We start from the raw sequence: 17,941 nt of genomic DNA on the forward strand, positions 1-17,941 counted from the left end.
CTCAGTCCTTGCCGATGCCGCTGGTGAGGCCGCTGATGAGCTGGCGTTCGGCGAACGCGTAGCAGGCCAGCGACGGCAGCATCGCCAGCGTGACATAGGCGAGGATCCGCGCGGTGTCCGCCGAGTACTGCGACTGGAACTGCTGGACGCCCAGTGGCAGCGTCCACCAGTTCGCATCGTTGAAGACGATCAGCGGCAGCAGGAAGTTGTTCCAGCTGCCGACCACCGCGAGCACGGAGACGGTGCCCAGGGCGGGCCGGGCCATCGGCAACAGGATGCGCCAGAAGAAGCGGAACGGGCCGCAGCCGTCGAGCACCGCGGACTCCTCGACCTCGGCGGGGATGCTGCGGAAGAAGCTGCGCAGGATGACGATGGTGATCGGCAGTCCGAAAGCCGCCTGGGGCAGGATGACGCCGAGCGGATTGTCCAGCAGGTTCAGCTCGCGCAGCAGGACGAACAACGGCAGGATCGCCACGGCGAACGGGAACATCAGCCCGATCGCGAAGAGCATGAACAGCACCTCCCGGCCCGGGAAGGCGTAGCGGGCGAAGATGTACGCGGCCATGGCGCCGACCAGGACCACCAGAACCGTGCTCGCGACGGCGACGACGAGGCTGTTGGTCGCCTGCCGCCAGAAGGCGGTTGAGCCCAGGGCGTCGAGGTAGTTGCCGGGCACCCACGGCTGCGGCAGTCCGAACGGGTTGGCGTACAGCTGGCCGTTGTCCTTGAACCCGCCGAGGACGCCGAAGGCGATGGGGATCAGCACGACGGCCCCCACGATGATGGTGACCGCTTGCAGGACGCCCTCGCGCAGGATCCGGCGCCGGTTGCGCGGCCGTCGCCCGGTGACGGTCGTGGTCATCGTCGGTCTCCGATCGTGGTGATCGCGCCTTCGAGATCACGGCGCAGGACGAAACGCTGGTAGAGCAGTCCGAAGGTGAGGCTGATCAGGAAGATCGCCATGCTGATGGCGCTGGCGTAGCCGACGTGGAAGCGTTTGAAGCCCTCCTGGAACATCGTCACGGCGAGGGTTTCCGACGACCGGATCGGGCCGCCGCCGGTGAGCACCCAGATCATGTCGAACAGCTGGATCGTGCCGAGGATCGACAGGAACACGCTGATCCGGATGGTGGGCCCGAGCAGCGGCAGGGTGATGTGCCGGAAGGCCTGCCAGGGCCCGGCGCCGTCGATGGCGGCGGCGTCGTGCAGCTCCGGGGGGATGCCCTGGCGGCCGGCCAGGTAGAGAATTGTGTGGAAGCCGAAGTACTTCCAGGAGATCACCAGGAACAGCGAGTACATCACGGTGTCGGGGTCGGCCAGCCAGGTGGCGCCCAGGTCGCCGAGGCCGATCAGCCGGGTGACGTGGTTGGCCAGGCCCTGGTTCGGCGAGAAGATCATGGTGAACAGGACCGCGGTGACCACTTCGGACAACACGTACGGGGTGAAGAACAGCATCCGGTACACGCGCCGGCCGCGCATGGGCTGGTTGAGCAGCATGGCGAGAGCGAGCGACACGGGCAGCTGGATGCCCAGCGAGAGCACCACGAGCAGCAGCGCGCGGCGCAGGTCCCCGACGAAGACCTCGTCGGTCAGCAGCCGGTGGAAGTTCTCCAGGCCGACGAAAGTGGTCGGCGCGCCGAAGCCGTTCCAGTCGAAGAAGCTGCTGTAGGCGGCGATCACGATCGGGGTGAGCACGAGCAGGGCGAACAGCACCAGGGCCGGGCTCAGGAACGCCACCACGGTCGGCCACGGCCGCCGGCGACGGGCGGCGGGCGCGGCGGGCGGCTGCGGTGGCGCCGGCACCGGCCGGCGCTCGTCGGTGAGCACCGCCGATCAGCCCTGTTTCGCCGCGGTGGTCACGGCCTGGACCACCTGTTCCGGCGACGCCTTGCCGGCCAGCAGCTCGGCCACGCTGTCGTTGACCTGCTGGCCCACGGCCGGGGCGTAGGCCTGGTCCAGATACAGCTGGAAGCCGGTCGAGCGGGACAGCGTCTCACCGACCAGCTTGAGGTTGGGATCGGTGACGGCATCCCCGGCCGCCTTGACGACAGGCAGCACGCCGGCCGTCTTCGCCTCGATACGCGCGTTCTCCGGTTGGGCGATGAACTTCAGGAACTCCACCGCTTCCGGCGGCGCGTCCTTGCCGACGGCGAACCCGCCGCCCCCGCCGAACACGTCGGTGAGCTTGCCCTTGCCGCCGTCGACCATCGGGAAGGCGAAGAACCCGAGCCGGTCGCCGAGGCCCTTCTTGCCGACCGAGTTGTCGCGCTGGACGACCGGTGCCCACTGTCCCATGAGCTCCATGGCCGCCTTGCCGTTGCCCATGGTCGCGGCCTGGCCGTCGGCCGTGGAGTAGCCCGCGGCCAGGTAGCCGGTCTGGAAGGGTTGCAGCGCCACGAGTTCGGCCAGGCGGGTGCCCGCCGTGACGAAGTCGGGGGTGGCGAAGTTCTTGTCGGCGGCCGCCTGTCGCAGGGCGTCCAGGCCGGCGACCCGCATGGCCAGATACGCCCAGTAGTAGTGGCCGGGCCATTTCTCCTTGCCGGCCAGCGCGATCGGGGTGATGGACGCGGCCTTCAGCTTGCGGACGGCCGCGAGGTAGTCCGCCCAACTGGCCGGTGGCGTGCTCAGCCCGGCCCGGTCGAAGAGCTCTTTGTTGTACCAGAAGCCGACCATGCCGGTGTCCACAGCGGACCCGTACGTCTTCCCGTCGATCGTGTACGCGTCCAGCGCGGTCGGGATCAGCGTGTCCCGCCACTGACCGACGTCCGCGGTGAGGTCCTTGACCAGGCCGGCCTCGGCCTGCTGGGCGAGGACCCCGCCGCCCCAGGTGTGGAAGATGTCCGGCGGATCCCCGGCCTGGATGACCGTCGTCAGCTTCGTCTTGAAGGCCTCGTTCTCCAGCGGCGTGATCTCGAACTTGACCCCGGGATGCGTGGCTTCGAACCGGCGGGCCATCGCCGCCCACTCCCCCATCATCGGGTCGGTGTTGGCGATGTGCCACCAGGTGATCTTCTTCCCCGAGCCGGACTCTGCGCCGTCGTCATCGCCGCATCCGGCCAGCACGGCGCCGGCCGAGGCCGCAGCGGCCAGACCGAGTACCGATCTGCGGCTGAACCGCATCGCATGTGTCACGGTCAATTCCCCTTTCCGCGCCGGCCGCCGCCGGTCCCGAAACTTTCGGACATTGATCTACATCGCTTGCTTGGCAAGCGGGACGTTACGAGCTTGTATCCGGCGGGTCAAGACCACTTCTGACTTGCGAGGACCCGGCTCGCCAGCACTTCTGCCGTGGAGGCGCCGAGGCCGACGATCGGGCGGATTCCGAAACTTTCGGCTCGGCGCTGAGCTGCCCGGAAGCGTCTGCCAGGCCTTGCGGGGAGCCGGGCGCGGAGGCATCGCGCGCATTAGGCGCCGTTGTGAGAATGGCGTCATTCCAGCGACAACGTTTCCGCTGAAAAGCCGTTATGCCGATCGCTGATTCGAAGTCTCGACCTCCGCCACGCTCCCGTGATCGGGGCCGGCGTCGGCATCCGGCCGCCGAAAGATCGGCGGGCCGGCGCATCCGCGCCGGCCCGCCGTCAGGGCTGGGGAGTCTGCCGGGGTCTTCGTCCGCCCCGGATTTCAGCTTCCGGTGCAGGTGACCGTGGTTCCGCTGCCGTTGCCGGTGCCCTGGAAACCGAAGGTGGCGCTCTGGCCTGCGCCGAGCCGCCCGTTGTAGCTCTGATTCGCAGCGGTGACCGTGCCGGTGGTACCACTTCCGACGGCGTTCCACAGGGAGCTGATCGACGCTCCGCCCGGCAGGGTCATGGTGACGCGCCAACCGGTGAGCGCGGCGGACCCGGCGGTGACGGTGACGCTGGCGACGAATCCGCCGTTCCATTGGTCCTGGACCACATAGACCGCCGAGCAGGTCGGGTCTCCCCCGGCAGGAGGGGTGCTCGGCGGGGTGCTCGGCGGAGTGTCGCCGTCGAGCGTCAGGTTCTTCTGCTGGACGGTCCACTGGCTGCGGCACAGCCCGCAGTCGGGGCCGACGAAGTTGGCGCCGGCGCCGGTGTCGCCCTTCAGCCGCCACTTGAGGTAGAGCACCGCCACGCGACCGAATTCACCGCCGTTGACCTGGTCGTACGTGCCGCCGTGCCCGACGTTCAGGTTGCCCATGAAGGCGGGCAGCCCGGCCGGGAGCTTGCCCCAGTCGTCGATGGCGTTGGGGTAGGCGATGTCGCTGGGCCCGCCGACGAAGTAGGCGATCGGCTTGGTCAGCCTGCGGAGCTGGTAGTCGTCAGCATCGTTGAGCAGGCCGCTGCTGAAGATCCCCGTCGTGGTGATGCGCGGGTCATTGGAGACGGCGTAGGCCTCCAGTCCGCCGCAGGAGAAGCCCGCAACGGCGATCTTGCTGGTGTCCAGCTTGCCGAAGTACTTGCTGCCCTGCCGGGCGTTCTCCGCGACTGCCCAGTCGATGGACTGGGTGAGCAGCTGGGAGGTGGTGGAGCCGGATCCGTTCGGCGCTCCGTTGGCGATGGCGAGGAAACCATGGGAGGAGATCTCGCGGAGGAAGTTCTGCTGCGACAGGCCGTTCGCCGAGCAGCCGCCGTTGCCCCACACCAGGATGGGCAGACGCTCCGACGGCAGCGACTGGGGCCGGTAGATGGTGTGATTCGGCAGGCCCGCCGAGGTCTCGTAATCGGCTGAATAGGGGCCGGAGCCGCCGACCGCGGCATCGGCCGACGAGGCGCCGAACACCACGAGCGTGGCGGCGACCGGGACGGCGACGGCCGCCAGGGCCGCGCCGATCTTGAGTCTTCTTCTCATCTCAACCTCCAGGAGTGCCGCGACGGCACCCCCTCGGGCCGGGCGTGAGGATGCCGGCGACGGCGACGACGATCGATGGCTCCAGCCCCGGACGGGTGGTCGGTGGACGGTCCGGGCGGGCGGTGCCTGCCACTATCACCGCCGTCGTCATGGGTGTCAATGACCGGAACTATCGGAGACCGTTCCGGCGTCTCACTGGCATGAGATCGCCGATAATCTTGCGATCTCGGCGCTGGATGGCGAAGCCAGGACGACGGCGGCGCTCCACCGACGATGGCGTCGAGCCGGAACTTCCGGAAGTTGTTGACAACTTCGGCCGACCGCTCCAATACTGCGGTCATCGATGAACTTCGTCATCTCGTGCGTACGCCCGACGGGCGCTCCCCGCGCGTCGAACGACCTGCGACGTCTCCCGTGAAAGGACGATCCGCGTGAACGACCGTCCCGTTCCCCCCACCCGGCGCCGGCGCTGGCGCACCCGGGCCCGGCTGCTCCTCGGCGGTGCCACCGTCGCCGTCCTGGCGGCAGCCTCGATCACCATGGCCGGTGTCGCCCGCGCCGACGCCGACCAGACCCTCACCGCGAACGCGACCGGTTACCACAACGGGTACTTCTTCTCGTACTGGAAGGACAGCGGCAACGTCACCATGACGCTGGGAGCCGGCGGCAGCTACAGCGTCCGGATGAACGGCATCAACAACTTCGTCGGCGGCAAGGGCTGGAAGCCCGGCTCCAGCCACACCGTGAACTACTCGGGCTCGTTCAACCCGAACGGCAACGGCTACCTGGCGCTCTACGGCTGGACCACCAACCCGCTCATCGAGTACTACGTCGTCGAGGACTTCGGCAGCTACAACCCCAGCTCCGGCACGCAGCGGCTGGGCTCGGTCACCACCGACGGCAGCACCTACGACATCTACCGCACCCAGCGCGTCAACCAGCCGTCGATCATCGGCACCGCGACGTTCTACCAGTACTGGAGTGTGCGCCAGCAGCACCGCACCAGTGGCACGATCACGACCGCCAACCACTTCAACGCCTGGTCGCGGCTCGGGCTGACGCTCGGCACCCACGACTACCAGATCATGGCCACCGAGGGCTATCAGAGCAACGCCAGCTCCACCATCACCGTCAGCGAGGGCTCCACGCCGCCGACGACTCCCCCCACGACACCGCCGACGACACCGCCCACGACACCGCCCACGAGCCCGCCGCCGTCCTCGGGTGGCTCCTGCCAGGTGACCAACTCGGTCAACGCGTGGAACACCGGCCTGACGGATTCCATCACCATCACCAATACCGGCACGACACCCGTCAACGGCTGGTCGCTGAAATTCAGCCTGGCCGCCGGGCAGACCATCACCAGCGGCTGGAGCGCGACCTACTCACCCACCAGCGGCCAGGTGACCGCGACCAACGTCAACTACAACGCGGCCATCCCACCGGGCGGCTCGACGAGCATCGGCTTCCAGGCCAACCACAGCGGCGACACCACCGCCCCGAGCGGATTCAGCCTCAACGGCGCCACCTGCACCCGATAGCCCCGCCCGCCGAAGGATCGTTGTCCGGATACAGCGATCCTTCGGCGGACCACGGGCCCGGCCGGCCCTCGCTCGGCCGCGTAGAAGCGGCGGACGCCCGCGGCCGACATCGGCATGCCGAACACGTCGTGATTCTCGCCGCCACGGTCCACCCGGGAGCGCGGCCGGTCACGCGACGACGCCTCAGCCGGACCGCTGCGTGGTGTCGCCGCTGCGGAGGTGGTCCAGCTCGGCGAGGTACATCGCCTGCATGCGGCCATAGTGCCGGACCAGCAGCATGACCTCCTCGACGCTGTAGCCCTCGACGAGCCGCTGCGCCCGCTCGGCGAACCGCTCGTACGGTCGCTCCAACTCGGCGATCCGCTCCGGCCGCAGGGTGACGATCACCCGCCGCCGGTCCGCCGGATCGCGCTCGGCCGTCACGTAGCCCGCCCGCTGGAGCCGGCGGAGCATGCTGGTCACCGCTCCGGTGGTGAGGTTGGTCCGCTCGGCGACCTGCCCCGCGGTGGCGGAGCCGACGTCCGCCAGGTGGTCCAGGCACTCCAGGTCGCTCACGGTGAGACCCAGCCGCTCCGCGATGGCGTACCGGAACACCATGGACAGCCGCGCGGTCTCCCGCCCGGCGCGCATGAGATCGGCGATCGGGGACGCACGGGCCGGCTCGTGGGACATGCCGCCATCATGCCTCCGGTACGGTGACCCGGTGCAGCCGAGGTAACACGCGGGTCAGCACCCAGTGCGGTGCGGCCGCGCCCCCGGTGAGGCGGCGCATCAGCCCGGCCGCGGTGTCGACGGCGCGGAAGGCGTAGGGCACCATCTCGTCCTGGTAGCCGGCGATCGCCTCCTCCACCGGCGCACCGCTCGCCAGGGCCTCGACCAGCCGGTGGCCGAGCAGGGCGGCGTCGCGGAGCGCGGTGTTGCCGCCGTGAGCGCCGAACGGCGGCATGGCGTGCACGGCGTCGCCCATCATCGTCGCCCGGGGCACCGCCCACCGGCGCGGGCGCCGGCCGGTGGCGAACAGGTTGAGCACCGTGGAGTCCAGCTCGGCCGCATCGACCAGCCGCCGGATGAGCGGGTGGAAGTCCACACTCAGCCGGGCGGCCAGTCTCCGCAGCGCCAGCAGGTCCCCGCGGACGTCGACGGGCACCTCCTCCTGCCGGAGCAGCAGCGCCCACATGACGTAGTCGTCGCCGGTGGGCGCATAGCAGCCCGGGGCCAGGCGCGCGAACGCCTCCCGCGGGCTCTCACCGAACCGCATGGAGGTGAAGAAGAACGCGCGGCCCGGCCGGTCGGCGATGGCCAGGACCCCACTGGTGCGCAGCGCGTCCGGGATGACGCTCTCGCCGTTGCGCCGCAGGGGCGACCGGCCATAGATGCCTGCCATCGGAGTGTTCGCCGGATCCGCGTCCGGCATGAGCTGCGCGCGCAGCGCCGAACCGACGCCGTCGGCGCCCACGACGACGGTTGCCGCGGCGGCCCCGCCGTCGGAGAACCGCAGCCGCAGTCCGGCCGGCCCGCCGCTGTCCACCGCGACAGCGGCCTTGCCGTAGTGAATGCGCCCGTCCAGCCCGGACTGCAGGATCGACCGCAGGGTCAGCCGGTCAACCTGACGGGTCGCGTGCGGCTCGTCCTTGAAGGTGACGGTGAACGCGTCCCGCAGCCGCCTGTCGGTGAAACGCAGATGCCCGCCGGGCTCGTCACCGGTGGTCAGCGCGAGGCGGTACAGCGGGCGGGGCAGGCTCTCGCGCAGCGCCTCCAGGCCGTACCGGTCAAGAATGATCCGGTAGCCCTGCCGCCGGACGAACGGGCCCGCGTCCCGCTCGTAGACGTGCACGTCGATGCCGGAGCGCATCAGATACTGGGCGAGGCACAGGCCGGAGAGTCCGGCGCCGGCGATAGCCACTGAGAAGTCAGTCGATCTGCCCATGCAATTATCTTAATGATTAAGATGATGTGGACAAGGCCGCCGGCATGCCACAAGCCGCCGAACCGGCCACTTCAGACGTACCCGTTCATCAAGCGAAGCTCACGTCTTGACGGTGGCAGCTTGCTGTCCACGAAGAACCAGGCGCAGCCGGACGCAGACCCACGCCGATGCCGGCCAGGCCGTACCCGGTAGGTCCATCCCCTTGTCGGCTGCCGCGGGCGCAGTCCTGAGGCCGCCGCAGCCTGGCGCGACGAGGAGAAACGGCTGCTCGCCGCAAAGCGGGACCTGGCCGACATCTGCGCCGCCGCCATCGGCACGGCCGGGCTTGTCGACCAACTCGATCGCCTCTATCGCCAACATCCGCGGCTGGCTCGAAGGCGACGAGGAACACATTGCGCTCGTCAGGCGGCACATCGAAGCCACCATCCATTCCCACCCGGACAGGTCAACGGGCACCGTACGCCTTCTACGGGGCGCGCATCGACGCCGCCTCGCTCGGCTGGTTCGCCGACCAACTCCGCGAATTCGCCGCCCTCGCACCAGACGCTTCGAACCAGCTTCGCGGCACGTTCGCCGCCACCGCGCCTGACCACGCGACGGCCCGATGGCTTGTCCGGGACCGGCAAGTCGTGACCGCACCAGGTGAGTTACCCCCGCTGTGATGGAGCGGTGCCGTGGAAACGCCGGCCCCGCGCCAACGAACTGCTGGCCGCGTTGAAGGACCCCCGGCGCGGTTTCGAAGGCGACGCCCACGAACTGGTCATGGCCCGCCACGGCGGCACGCGACGCCGGCACGTGGCGCTGAGGGTGCGGTTGACCCGTCGCTCGCTGGGGTCGGCCGCGTCACACGAACGGGCAGAGGCCATCCGCTGGAGCCGGTTGCTCGATGACAAGCACGATGGTGGATTCGGTGCGTGGTGGATCGGTCGGCACCGGCGCGATCCACAGCAACGACATCGACGCGATGCCCGCCGCGATCAGGAGCTTGACACCCAGGGTCACACGCACGTCCCGGTTCCTTTCTTGGGGTGTGGACGCCGGCCACATTGGTTCGCCAGCGGCGGAGCGGCTACGGGCGCAGCAGGGTTTTGACGGCGCGGCGCTCGTCCATGGCCTGATAGCCCTCGGCGGCCCGGTCGAGGGGCAGGTCGAGGTCGAAGACGCGGCCCGGGCTGATGGTGCGGTCGCCGATCAGTTCCATCAGGTCGGGCAGGAACCGGCGTACCGGGGCCGGACCGCCGTGCAGGTGCACCAGCGCGCCGAACAGCTCCAGGCCGGGCAGGGCCACGTCGTGGGTGACGCCGACGAAGCCGACGTGTCCGCCGCGGCGGGCCGAGTGGATGGCCTGCATCACCGACTCCTGCGTGCCGACGGCCTCGATCACCGAGTGCGCGCCGAGCCCGCCGGTCAGTTCCTTGATCCGCTCGACGCCCTCGTCGCCGCGCTCGGTGACGATGTCGGTGGCGCCGAACTCGCGGGCCAGCTTCTGTCGCGGTTCGTGCCGACTCATCGCGATGATCCGCTCCGCGCCGAGTTGCTCGGCGGCCAGAACAGCGAGCAAGCCCACGGCGCCGTCGCCGACGACCGCGACGGTCCGGCCCGGGCCGGCCTCGGCGGCGACTGCGGCGAACCAGCCGGTGCCCAGCACATCGGAGGCGACCAGGTACCCGGGGATCAGGTCGGCCGGCGGCACCTCGGGCGCGGCGACCAGGGTGCCGTCGGCGAGCGGGATCCGCGCGTATTGCGCCTGGGTACCGACGGTGCCCATCAGGACCCGGTGGACACAGCCGGACTGGTAGCCGGCCCGGCAGATCTCGCACGTGTTGTCGGAGGCCCAGAACGAGCCGACGACGAACTGGCCCGGCCTGAGGCTGCGGACCTCGCTGCCGATTTCCTGGACGATGCCGACGTACTCGTGGCCCATGGGTGTCGGACCGTCGAGCTTCTCGATGCCCCGGTACGGCCACAGGTCTGATCCGCACACGCAGGCCGCCGACACCTTGATGATCGCGTCGGTGGGCCGCTCGAGCCGCGGGTCGGGACGGTTCTCGACCCGGACGTCACCCGGACCGTGCATGACAACACCACGCATGATGAATCTCCTCGCTGATCGATCTTCTGCACCTCCAGCACATCGCGTCGGTGTCGCGCGGGGAAGTTTCTGCTGATAGGTGTACCGGCAGGGCACGGCAACAAGGTTCAGAACCGCCGGTGCGGCCGTTCCCGGCGGCGACGATCCCGGCCAGGATCGACAACGCGGTCTCGCCCAGCGACGTGCCGCCCGCGCCCCAGCCGGGCCGAGCAGGTGGACGACGGCGTCCAGGCCGTCAAGGCGACGGGCAGGTCCGACGGTGGGTGGCCACGCACGTCGGCGAGGTGCCGAGGATCGCGTGGCTACGGTTCCGAAGCAGGATTCCGATTCGGCAGGGACAAACTGCTCTTTCGCTCGCTATTCGCATTGATGTCCATCAGCGCAGAATGGTCCGCGGTGTCGTTGCGCCGCGGGCCGGCACGAGCAATCCGACCATGGACAGGACGGCACCGCCGACCATGATCAGCGCCATCGGCACCGCGGTGTGCTCACCGCCGAGCCCGGCGATCGGGGCGATGGTCCCGGCGGCCACCCACTGGACGAACCCCAGGACCGCCGAACCGGTGCCGGGGTGCTCCGGCACCTCGGCCGACGCCAGTGCGCCGCCGTTGGCGATCATCAGACCCTGGGCGGTCATCAGCACGAAGAAACACCCGACCGCCAGCAGCAGCGGCGTGCCGAACCACATCGAGCCGGCCAGCATCACGAGACCGGCCGCGAGCGCGGCCACCTGCCCGGCGAGGATGACCTTCCGGGTGGCGACCCGGCCGGCCAGCCGGGCGGCGATCAGCGCGGCCACGGTCATACCCGCCGCGTTGGCCGCGAAGTCGGCCGAGTACGCGATCGGTGACATCCCGTTCATCGACTGCAGCACGAACGCCGACGTGGCGACGTAGGCGAACAACGCCGCCATGGCCGAGCCGGTGACCAGCAGATAACCGACGTAGCGACGGTTGGCCAGCACTTGGCGCCCGGCGACCGCGAAGGCCCGCAGGCCACCGCTGTGCCGCTTGTCCGGCGGCAAGGACTCCGGGACGGCGACCAGCACCGCGACCAGCATCGCCACGCTCAAGACCGCGACGGCCCAGAACGACACCCGCCAGTGCGACAGCTGCAGGATGACCGCACCGAGCAGCGGCCCGGCGATCGGGGCGACACCGCCGACCCCGGCAACCACGTTCAGCACCCGTACGAGGCGGGCGCCGGTGGCCAGATCCACGATGATCGCCCGGCCGATCACCATCGCCCAGCCACCGGTGAAGCCCTGCACCAGCCGCGCCACCATCATCACCCCGATCGACGGGGTGAGCGCGCACACGATCGAGGCGATGGTCATCAGCACCAGAGCGGCCAGCAGAGGTCGCCGCCGGCCTCGCTGATCCGACACCGGCCCGCCGATCAACTGTCCCAGCGCCATGCCGACGAAGAACGTGGTCAGGGTCAGCTGCACCTGCGTCGCCGACGCCGACAGATCACCGGCGACCCGCGGGAACGCCGGCACGTACATGTCGGTCGCCAGCGGGGCGATCGCGGTCAGGAAGATCACCGTGGCGATCAGCCCGGAGGTCAGCGCGGACGGGCGACGGGCGACGGGCGGTGCGGGTACGGACATCAACGAAGCCACCTGGCCAGCACACCCTTGTCCGGCACGAGAAGGAAGTCACCGGCGATGGGTGTACTGGCAGGGCATCCCAGCACGACCGAGCTCGTCGTACCTTCGAAGACATGGACAACCGAGCCGAGGTCCGCGAGTTCCTCACCACGCGCCGCGCGAAGATCAGCCCGGACCAGGCCGGCCTGCCCGCCACCGGGCAACGCCGCGTACCCGGGCTGCGGCGCAGCGAGGTCGCCGCCCTGGCCGGGATGAGCGTCGAGTACTACGCCAAGCTCGAACGCGGCACCCTCGCCGGGGTCTCCCCCGGCGTCCTCGACGCGATCGCCCGCACCCTGCGGCTCGACGACGCCGAACGCGCCCACCTGATGCGCCTGGCTCACGAGGCCGACGGCAGCAACGCCGTCCTGCGGACGCCCCGTCGGCCCAAGCAGTGGCAGATCCGGCCCAGCCTGCAGTGGTCGCTGGACGCCATCACCGCCGGCCCGGCCATCGTCGTCAACAACCGCCAGGACCTGCTCGCCGCCAACCACCTCGGCCGGGCCATGTACAGCGACGTCTACGCCGATCCCACCCGGTCACCGAACTTCGCCCGGTTCACCTTCCTCGACAGCTCCGCCCGCCGCTTCTACCCCCACTACGACCTCGCCGCCGACATGACCGTCGCCAACCTGCGCACCGCAGCCGGCAAAGACCCCCACGACAAGGGCCTGCACGACCTCGTCGGCGAACTGTCCACCCGCAGCGAAGACTTCCGCCGCCGCTGGGGCGCCCACAACGTGCGCACCCACGGCACCGGCGTCAAGACCTTCCACCACCACGCCGTCGGTGACCTCGAACTCGCCTACGAAAGCATGGACCTGCGCGCCGACCCGGACCTCACCATGACCCTGTACGCCGCCGAGCCCGCCTCCCCCACCGAGGACGCCCTGCGCCTGCTCGCCTCCTGGGCCGCCACCCACCAGGCCGATACCGCCGACCAGCGACTCACCAAGCGCTGACCTGCGCAACTGGAGGAACCCATGTCCACCATCGCCATCATCGGCGCCGGCCGCGGCCTGGGCGCCGCCGTCGCCCGCACGTTCGGGGCCCAGGGCTTCACGATCGCCCTCATCTCACGAAATCAGCGAAACGTCGACCAGCTCGCCGCAGACCTGAGCGTCGACGGCCTCACCGCTCGCGGGTACGCGGCGGACGTCCGCGACCCGAAATCGTTGACCGCCGCCCTGGGCGAGGCGGCGCAGGACCTCGGACCGGTCGAGGTGCTCGAGTACAGCCCGCTGCCGCAGAAGGAATTCCTGCGCCCCGTCCTGGAAACCACCACCAACGACCTGGCCGCCGCCATCGAATTCTCCATCTACGGGCCGGTCACCGCTGTCAAGCAGGTGCTGCCAGGCATGCGCAGCCTCGGCCGCGGGACGATCCTGTTCGTCAACGGCGGCTCCGGCGCCCGCCCGAACCCGAAGGTCGCCGGCACCTCCATCGCGTTCGCCGGTGAGGCCGCCTACGCCCGGATGCTGCACGACACCCTCGCGCCAGAGGGCATTCAGGCCGGGCAGCTGATCATTCCCGGCGCGATCCAGCCCGGACATCCGACCCACGACCCGGACATCCTCGCCGGCCGGCTCTGGCATCTGCACACCCACCCCGACGAGTTCCGGGTCTTCGCCGACGACATGCCCCCGGCCGCCTGACCCTGTCATATCGCGGGTGCCACCGCCGGAGGCTTCCCGCGGGCGCTGGCATGACCGTCGGATTGCAGCCGACCAGCCTGAAGCGCCAGTTCTTGCCGTAGCGACAACCCTTCCGAGCGCCGTCCCGGACGGCCGCACCCGACACCTGGAGATGCCATGCCAGCCTCACGTGCGCCCGCATGGGCAGCGCTGCTGATGGTCGTCGGACTGCCCGTTGCCGGCTGCAGTGACGACGCTCAGTCCACATCGACGTCGCCGGGCAGCGCGCAGAACGCACCAGTCTCATCGGCCGCCGGGCAGGCGTCGACCCGGCCGAGCACTACGCCCAGCGGCACTGCCGCGGCACCGAATCAGGGAGAGCAGATGAAGATCCAGATCGCCATCGGCAATCAGCGCTTTACGGCCACGATCTTCGACAGCGCTGCCGGACGCGACCTCAACGCCCAGCTACCCCTGACCATCGCCATGACCGATCACGGCTCGGTGGAGAAGACCGGGCCGCTGCCCGCACCGCTGTCCCTGGCCGGCCAACCCGAGGGCGCGGACCCCGACGTCGGAGACCTCGGGTACTACGCTCCCGGCAACGATCTCGTCTTCTACTACGGCGATCAGGCGTACTACTCGGGCATCGTGATCATCGGTCGCCTGGACGGCGATGCCGCCAGCCGCATCGCCGGCATGCAAGGCTCCATCACCGCGACCGTCGAAGCCCACGCCGGCTGAGCCCATGCTGCGCGCGCCTCACGGAGGCCGCACCGTCGCGGACTCCCTCTTGGGCGTCCGCGATCCGCGAGCTCGCTGCGGTGTGACCTTGTCCCGGCGCGACTTGAGGAATGCACTGACTTCCGCCCGGTTGTCCATGATCCCAGCGTAGGCACTTCGCGCGTGGGCTGAGGTTCCCTGTCGGTACCTCCCACGCGAAACTCGATCAGAGACTGCGGGCGGGCGAAGCCGAGAGGGAAGCGCCCACCTGGTGTTCCCACGGGGAACACCGATGAAGTTTCAACCTTCGGTGCCGGTCACTGACCGGGGTGGGCCGTCTCTACACGACAGCGTTGGGCTTTCGCTCGTCGCGGGCCGGTCGGCGGCGCCGACCGGCCCGCATCTGCGGTGCCGCACTGGGACACGACACCACGGCCGCCCCCTCCTGGCATCTGACGCTTGGCGATCAGCCAAGCTTCCAGCGCTGCCAGTGGACGCCGGTGCAGTTCCACTGCACGACGTTCCAGCCGGCCTTATCGAGGCACTTGTTACTGTGCCTAGCAACGATGGTGTAGTAGCCATTGCGTGCGTCGACGAGCTTCCAATGCTGATTGTTCACGCCGGCACACGTCCACTCCTGGATCTGCGTGCCGTCGTCGAACCTACCTGCCCGGACGTCGAGGCACTTGCCGCTGTGCTGGACTCGGATCTGGTAGTAGCCCTCGCCGACCGGCTCAAGTACCCAGTACTGGTTCATGCCCGCGTACGAACACCAGTCGACCGTGACGTCGGCACCGTTCCCGCCGCGGGCCCTGTCGACCTCGAGGCAGACACCGGTCCGGTTGATGATTTGGCGGTAACCGTCGGCGGCCGAGGCAGGCGTGCCGGGCACGAGGATGCCGAGCATGAGCGCCGCGGACAACCCGAGCGTCTTCCGTCGCATGAGAAACCCTCCTCTCTAGGCTCAGCCGGTCAGATGGTCTTCCGGACCCAGGTGGACCGCGCTCCGTCGCCGGCTGCACTGCCCAGGGCGGCGAGGTCCAGTTGACCGCGGGTGACGTCGGAGGCAGCCATGGTGTTTTCCAACGTGCCCCACGCGGGAGCGCCGACGATGCCCCCGGTTTCCCTGTTGTCCGAGACTGCGCCGCCGCTCGGGTGGCCGTACTTGTCGTCGCACCGCTGACAGTGTTTCGCGCTCGCCGGGCCAGCCACGACGGCGAGCCCGCACACTGACACGGTCACCCCGGCGACGAGGCCCCGCAGAACGCCGGTGCGGGTGTACGGCCCGCCGCGCGCGGGACGATGAGTGGTTCTGGTGATCATGAAATCCCCTTGATGGTGATAATTGCCGCGGGCGCCGGGCACTCGTTCCCATCGCTTTCGGCTCACAAAGCTTGGCAAAATTGGCCTTATACTGGCTATTAGCAGGATTACGTACGGAGCTAGCGATGATGGATAGCTATCGGCGGGCGCTCGACGGCGCCACAGCGTTGCTTGAACGGGTCGGCGCCGGTGCTCCTTGGGCGGCTGTCTGCGCGGTCGTCGCCGAGCGTCTGGGCTGCACCGCGAGCGTGTATGTCGAGGGCGTCGCTGGGTCCGGTCCGAGCGTCTGGATGCCCGAGGGTCACGAGGCGCTCCCCGAGGGCCGCGTCGCCGGTGACTCGCGGGAGTGGCGCGGGAGTTCCTGTGCCCGTGGTACCGGTCACCACTTGGCGCTGCCGGTGTCCGCGACCAGCGTTCTCGTCGTGTGCCGGGCACACCGACGGTTCGATGCAGGCGACCGGGAGGTGGCGCAGTGTCTACTGCCGTTGCTCCACAGCGTCCAGCGCCACGTCGACCATCCGGACCGACCCCGGCTGACTCCCCGAGAACTGGCCGTCCTCCGCGCGACAGCTGACGGCCTGACCGCCTCGGCCGCGGGCCGCCGCCTGCAGATCTCAGCACGCACGTTCGAAAAACACCTGGAGCGACTCTATCGGAAACTGGGCACCCGAGACCGGGTGCACACCGTGCTGCTTGCTCAGGAACTCGGCGTCCTGCCGGTCAGCGCCGCACGGTCGGCGGGAGCACGCCCATCCGGCGGAGGAGCAGCAACGTAGCCAGTCGATCCCGCGTCCCGCACTTGCGGTAGGCGTTCTCCAGGTGCTTGTTGACGGTGTGCCCCGAGATGAGTAACCGGCGGGCGACCGCCGCGGTCGACAGGCCGTCGCCGAGCAGGGCCAGCACGGTCAGCTCGCGCGGCGTCAAACCGAAATCGGTGCCCGGTACCGGCGCGCCTACCGACTCGCGCAACCGCTGAGTCGCGGCGAGCTGGCGGCCTACGCCAATCACCAGCGGTTGGATTGCCGCGGCCAAGTCGCGTTCCCGGTCGGTGAAGTCGCGCCCGGAGCGGCAAATGATGAAGGCGGTCGCGACGCCGATCGGCGTGGGTAGCGGAATGGCCAGGTGCCGGGTGCCCCCGTCCAGGTCCTGATCGCAGGAGTCGTAGGTTTGAGTCGCTCGCCACGCGGAGGGCGCGACGACGTCGCTGACGGTCAGCGGGCTCGGATCCCGCTGCGCGGCGAAAGCATGCGCGAGGGGATGCTCAGCGCCATAGACGCGGGCGCGCTCAGCCCACGGGATCGTGGCTACCTCCCCGGGCGCGCACGCCACCCCGGTGATGGTGCGGGCGGAGGGGTTGAACCCGTTCATGAACAGAGTGGCGGTGCCACGCAAGCACTCATTCAGCTGACCGGCGATCATCGTCTGATAACTGTCGACCCGCAAGCCGTCCACAAGCGCAACGGCGAGATCTAGTACCTGGCGATAGTCGCGTGACCCGATACGTGCCATTCAACCATTATCGGTTGGCTGCCGAGCTGGAGCCACGCATTCAAACGACCACGGCCACTGCGGGCTCGACGTCACCCTTCCGCGACAGGCAACGTCAACGTCGACTTGCAGAAACGATGCGACGCATACCAGCTGCGAGGCTTGGCGGATGCTCTTCCGGGCCGGCCTGACTCCTAAACCAACCGGCCCGAGGGTGCCTTGTTGCCGAATTGTGGGCCGGCCCGGAAGAGCACGCTCCCGGCATCGCTGGTGAGCGTGTGACCTGATAGCGCCTGTGTGTCGAGTTGTCATGGTCGGGCGTTGCTGATCTTTGCTGAGTTGGCGGTCGCCGGTGTTGAGCCGGTGCCCATTGCGGTTGCCGCTGGAGGCGTCCAGGGGTGAGGTTCCGGTGTAGCTGGCGAAGTGGTCAGCGTTCGGGAATCGGCTCACGTCACCGAGGTGGCCTCGGATGCCCTGACGGCCAATGCATCCTCGTGGCCTACGGCAACGGCACCCAACCGCCGGAGCGTGGCACGTTCGCAGTCTTGATGCCCCTGACCGTATCTATCGGCGAACAGCACCTCGATGTCGGTAGGTCAGAAGCATGGCTCACCGACCCCACCCTGGTCGAACGTCGCACGCATGAGGGTCGCACTTTCCACGCCTTCACGACGCCGGACACTCCGTCACACCACCGTCAGCCCCCGCCGGATCGGCGATATCGTCGCCGCCGCGTTGCACCTGACCCACTTC

Annotated in this window: 19 protein-coding genes; 5 read left to right on the forward strand and 14 right to left on the reverse strand. The window is 69.2% G+C overall.

Annotated features, from left to right (window positions below):
- Position 1: 1 nt before the first annotated feature.
- The 4 genes from ACIBQZ_RS26180 to ACIBQZ_RS26195 all read right to left on the reverse strand — a co-directional run bounded on the left by ACIBQZ_RS26180 (position 2) and on the right by ACIBQZ_RS26195 (position 4,809).
- A complete protein-coding gene (locus tag ACIBQZ_RS26180) occupies positions 2-862 on the reverse strand; it encodes a carbohydrate ABC transporter permease (protein WP_396091422.1) in 861 nt (286 codons plus the stop codon).
- Positions 859-1,827 (reverse strand): carbohydrate ABC transporter permease, encoded by a 969-nt coding sequence (locus ACIBQZ_RS26185; protein ID WP_396091423.1) that lies wholly within the window; start codon positions 1,825-1,827, stop codon positions 859-861. The genes ACIBQZ_RS26180 and ACIBQZ_RS26185 overlap by 4 nt, the downstream gene beginning before the upstream one ends.
- A gap of 6 nt (positions 1,828-1,833) precedes the next feature.
- Positions 1,834-3,132, reverse strand: coding sequence for an extracellular solute-binding protein (locus tag ACIBQZ_RS26190; protein ID WP_396091424.1), 1,299 nt, complete (start codon positions 3,130-3,132; stop codon positions 1,834-1,836).
- 489 nt (positions 3,133-3,621) lie between these two features.
- The gene (locus tag ACIBQZ_RS26195; RefSeq protein ID WP_396091425.1) at positions 3,622-4,809 is read right to left on the reverse strand and encodes a cellulose binding domain-containing protein; all 1,188 of its coding nucleotides are present in this window, start codon (positions 4,807-4,809) and stop codon (positions 3,622-3,624) included.
- A gap of 431 nt (positions 4,810-5,240) precedes the next feature.
- On the opposite strand from ACIBQZ_RS26195, the gene ACIBQZ_RS26200 reads away from it, so the two are divergent.
- Positions 5,241-6,350, forward strand: a complete 1,110-nt coding sequence (locus ACIBQZ_RS26200) for a glycoside hydrolase family 11 protein (RefSeq protein WP_396091426.1) — start codon at positions 5,241-5,243, stop codon at positions 6,348-6,350.
- Positions 6,351-6,533: 183 nt separating this feature from the next.
- Here ACIBQZ_RS26200 and ACIBQZ_RS26205 read toward each other — a convergent pair whose 3' ends face one another.
- The 6 genes from ACIBQZ_RS26205 to ACIBQZ_RS26230 form a co-directional block, all read right to left on the reverse strand.
- Positions 6,534-7,022 (reverse strand): MarR family winged helix-turn-helix transcriptional regulator, encoded by a 489-nt coding sequence (locus tag ACIBQZ_RS26205; RefSeq protein ID WP_396091427.1) that lies wholly within the window; start codon positions 7,020-7,022, stop codon positions 6,534-6,536.
- Between the two features lie 7 nt (positions 7,023-7,029).
- Positions 7,030-8,277 carry an FAD-dependent oxidoreductase gene (locus ACIBQZ_RS26210; RefSeq protein ID WP_396091428.1) on the reverse strand — a complete coding sequence of 416 codons (1,248 nt, stop codon included), beginning with the start codon at positions 8,275-8,277 and terminating at the stop codon, positions 7,030-7,032.
- Positions 8,278-8,376: 99 nt separating this feature from the next.
- Entirely contained in the window at positions 8,377-8,733 is a 357-nt protein-coding gene (locus ACIBQZ_RS26215; RefSeq protein ID WP_396091429.1) for a hypothetical protein, read from the reverse strand.
- 387 nt (positions 8,734-9,120) lie between these two features.
- The gene (locus tag ACIBQZ_RS26220; RefSeq protein ID WP_396091430.1) at positions 9,121-9,285 is read right to left on the reverse strand and encodes a hypothetical protein; all 165 of its coding nucleotides are present in this window, start codon (positions 9,283-9,285) and stop codon (positions 9,121-9,123) included.
- Between the two features lie 61 nt (positions 9,286-9,346).
- Positions 9,347-10,369: a zinc-dependent alcohol dehydrogenase family protein gene (locus ACIBQZ_RS26225; RefSeq protein ID WP_396091431.1), complete on the reverse strand. Its 1,023-nt coding sequence runs from the start codon at positions 10,367-10,369 to the stop codon at positions 9,347-9,349.
- A gap of 376 nt (positions 10,370-10,745) precedes the next feature.
- Positions 10,746-11,981, reverse strand: coding sequence for a multidrug effflux MFS transporter (locus tag ACIBQZ_RS26230; protein ID WP_396091432.1), 1,236 nt, complete (start codon positions 11,979-11,981; stop codon positions 10,746-10,748).
- A 113-nt stretch (positions 11,982-12,094) separates the two neighbouring features.
- On the opposite strand from ACIBQZ_RS26230, the gene ACIBQZ_RS26235 reads away from it, so the two are divergent.
- The 3 genes from ACIBQZ_RS26235 (at position 12,095) to ACIBQZ_RS26245 (ending at position 14,398) form a co-directional block, all read left to right on the forward strand.
- Complete coding sequence (locus ACIBQZ_RS26235) at positions 12,095-12,982, forward strand: helix-turn-helix transcriptional regulator (protein ID WP_396091433.1); 888 nt, start codon at positions 12,095-12,097, stop codon at positions 12,980-12,982.
- 21 nt (positions 12,983-13,003) lie between these two features.
- Complete coding sequence (locus ACIBQZ_RS26240; RefSeq protein WP_396091434.1) at positions 13,004-13,675, forward strand: SDR family NAD(P)-dependent oxidoreductase; 672 nt, start codon at positions 13,004-13,006, stop codon at positions 13,673-13,675.
- A gap of 363 nt (positions 13,676-14,038) precedes the next feature.
- The gene (locus ACIBQZ_RS26245; protein ID WP_396091435.1) at positions 14,039-14,398 is read left to right on the forward strand and encodes a cyclophilin-like fold protein; all 360 of its coding nucleotides are present in this window, start codon (positions 14,039-14,041) and stop codon (positions 14,396-14,398) included.
- Positions 14,399-14,843: 445 nt separating this feature from the next.
- On the opposite strand, the gene ACIBQZ_RS26250 is transcribed toward ACIBQZ_RS26245, so the two are convergent.
- Positions 14,844-15,320, reverse strand: a complete 477-nt coding sequence (locus tag ACIBQZ_RS26250; RefSeq protein ID WP_396091436.1) for an RICIN domain-containing protein — start codon at positions 15,318-15,320, stop codon at positions 14,844-14,846.
- A gap of 29 nt (positions 15,321-15,349) precedes the next feature.
- Positions 15,350-15,700 carry a hypothetical protein gene (locus ACIBQZ_RS26255; protein ID WP_396091437.1) on the reverse strand — a complete coding sequence of 117 codons (351 nt, stop codon included), beginning with the start codon at positions 15,698-15,700 and terminating at the stop codon, positions 15,350-15,352.
- A 125-nt stretch (positions 15,701-15,825) separates the two neighbouring features.
- Here ACIBQZ_RS26255 and ACIBQZ_RS26260 point away from each other — a divergent pair, with 125 nt between their 5' ends.
- A complete protein-coding gene (locus ACIBQZ_RS26260; protein ID WP_396091438.1) occupies positions 15,826-16,476 on the forward strand; it encodes a response regulator transcription factor in 651 nt (216 codons plus the stop codon).
- Here the strand turns inward: ACIBQZ_RS26260 and ACIBQZ_RS26265 are convergent.
- Complete coding sequence (locus ACIBQZ_RS26265; RefSeq protein WP_396091439.1) at positions 16,421-17,209, reverse strand: LuxR C-terminal-related transcriptional regulator; 789 nt, start codon at positions 17,207-17,209, stop codon at positions 16,421-16,423. The two genes, ACIBQZ_RS26260 and ACIBQZ_RS26265, sit on opposite strands and share 56 nt — an antisense overlap.
- Positions 17,210-17,752 carry a transposase gene (locus ACIBQZ_RS26270; protein ID WP_396091502.1) on the reverse strand — a complete coding sequence of 181 codons (543 nt, stop codon included), beginning with the start codon at positions 17,750-17,752 and terminating at the stop codon, positions 17,210-17,212.
- Positions 17,753-17,941 lie beyond the last annotated feature (189 nt).

Origin of the sequence: Actinoplanes sp. NPDC049599 (assembly GCF_044465625.1) — a bacterium.
Taxonomy (GTDB): Bacteria; Actinomycetota; Actinomycetes; order Mycobacteriales; family Micromonosporaceae; genus Actinoplanes.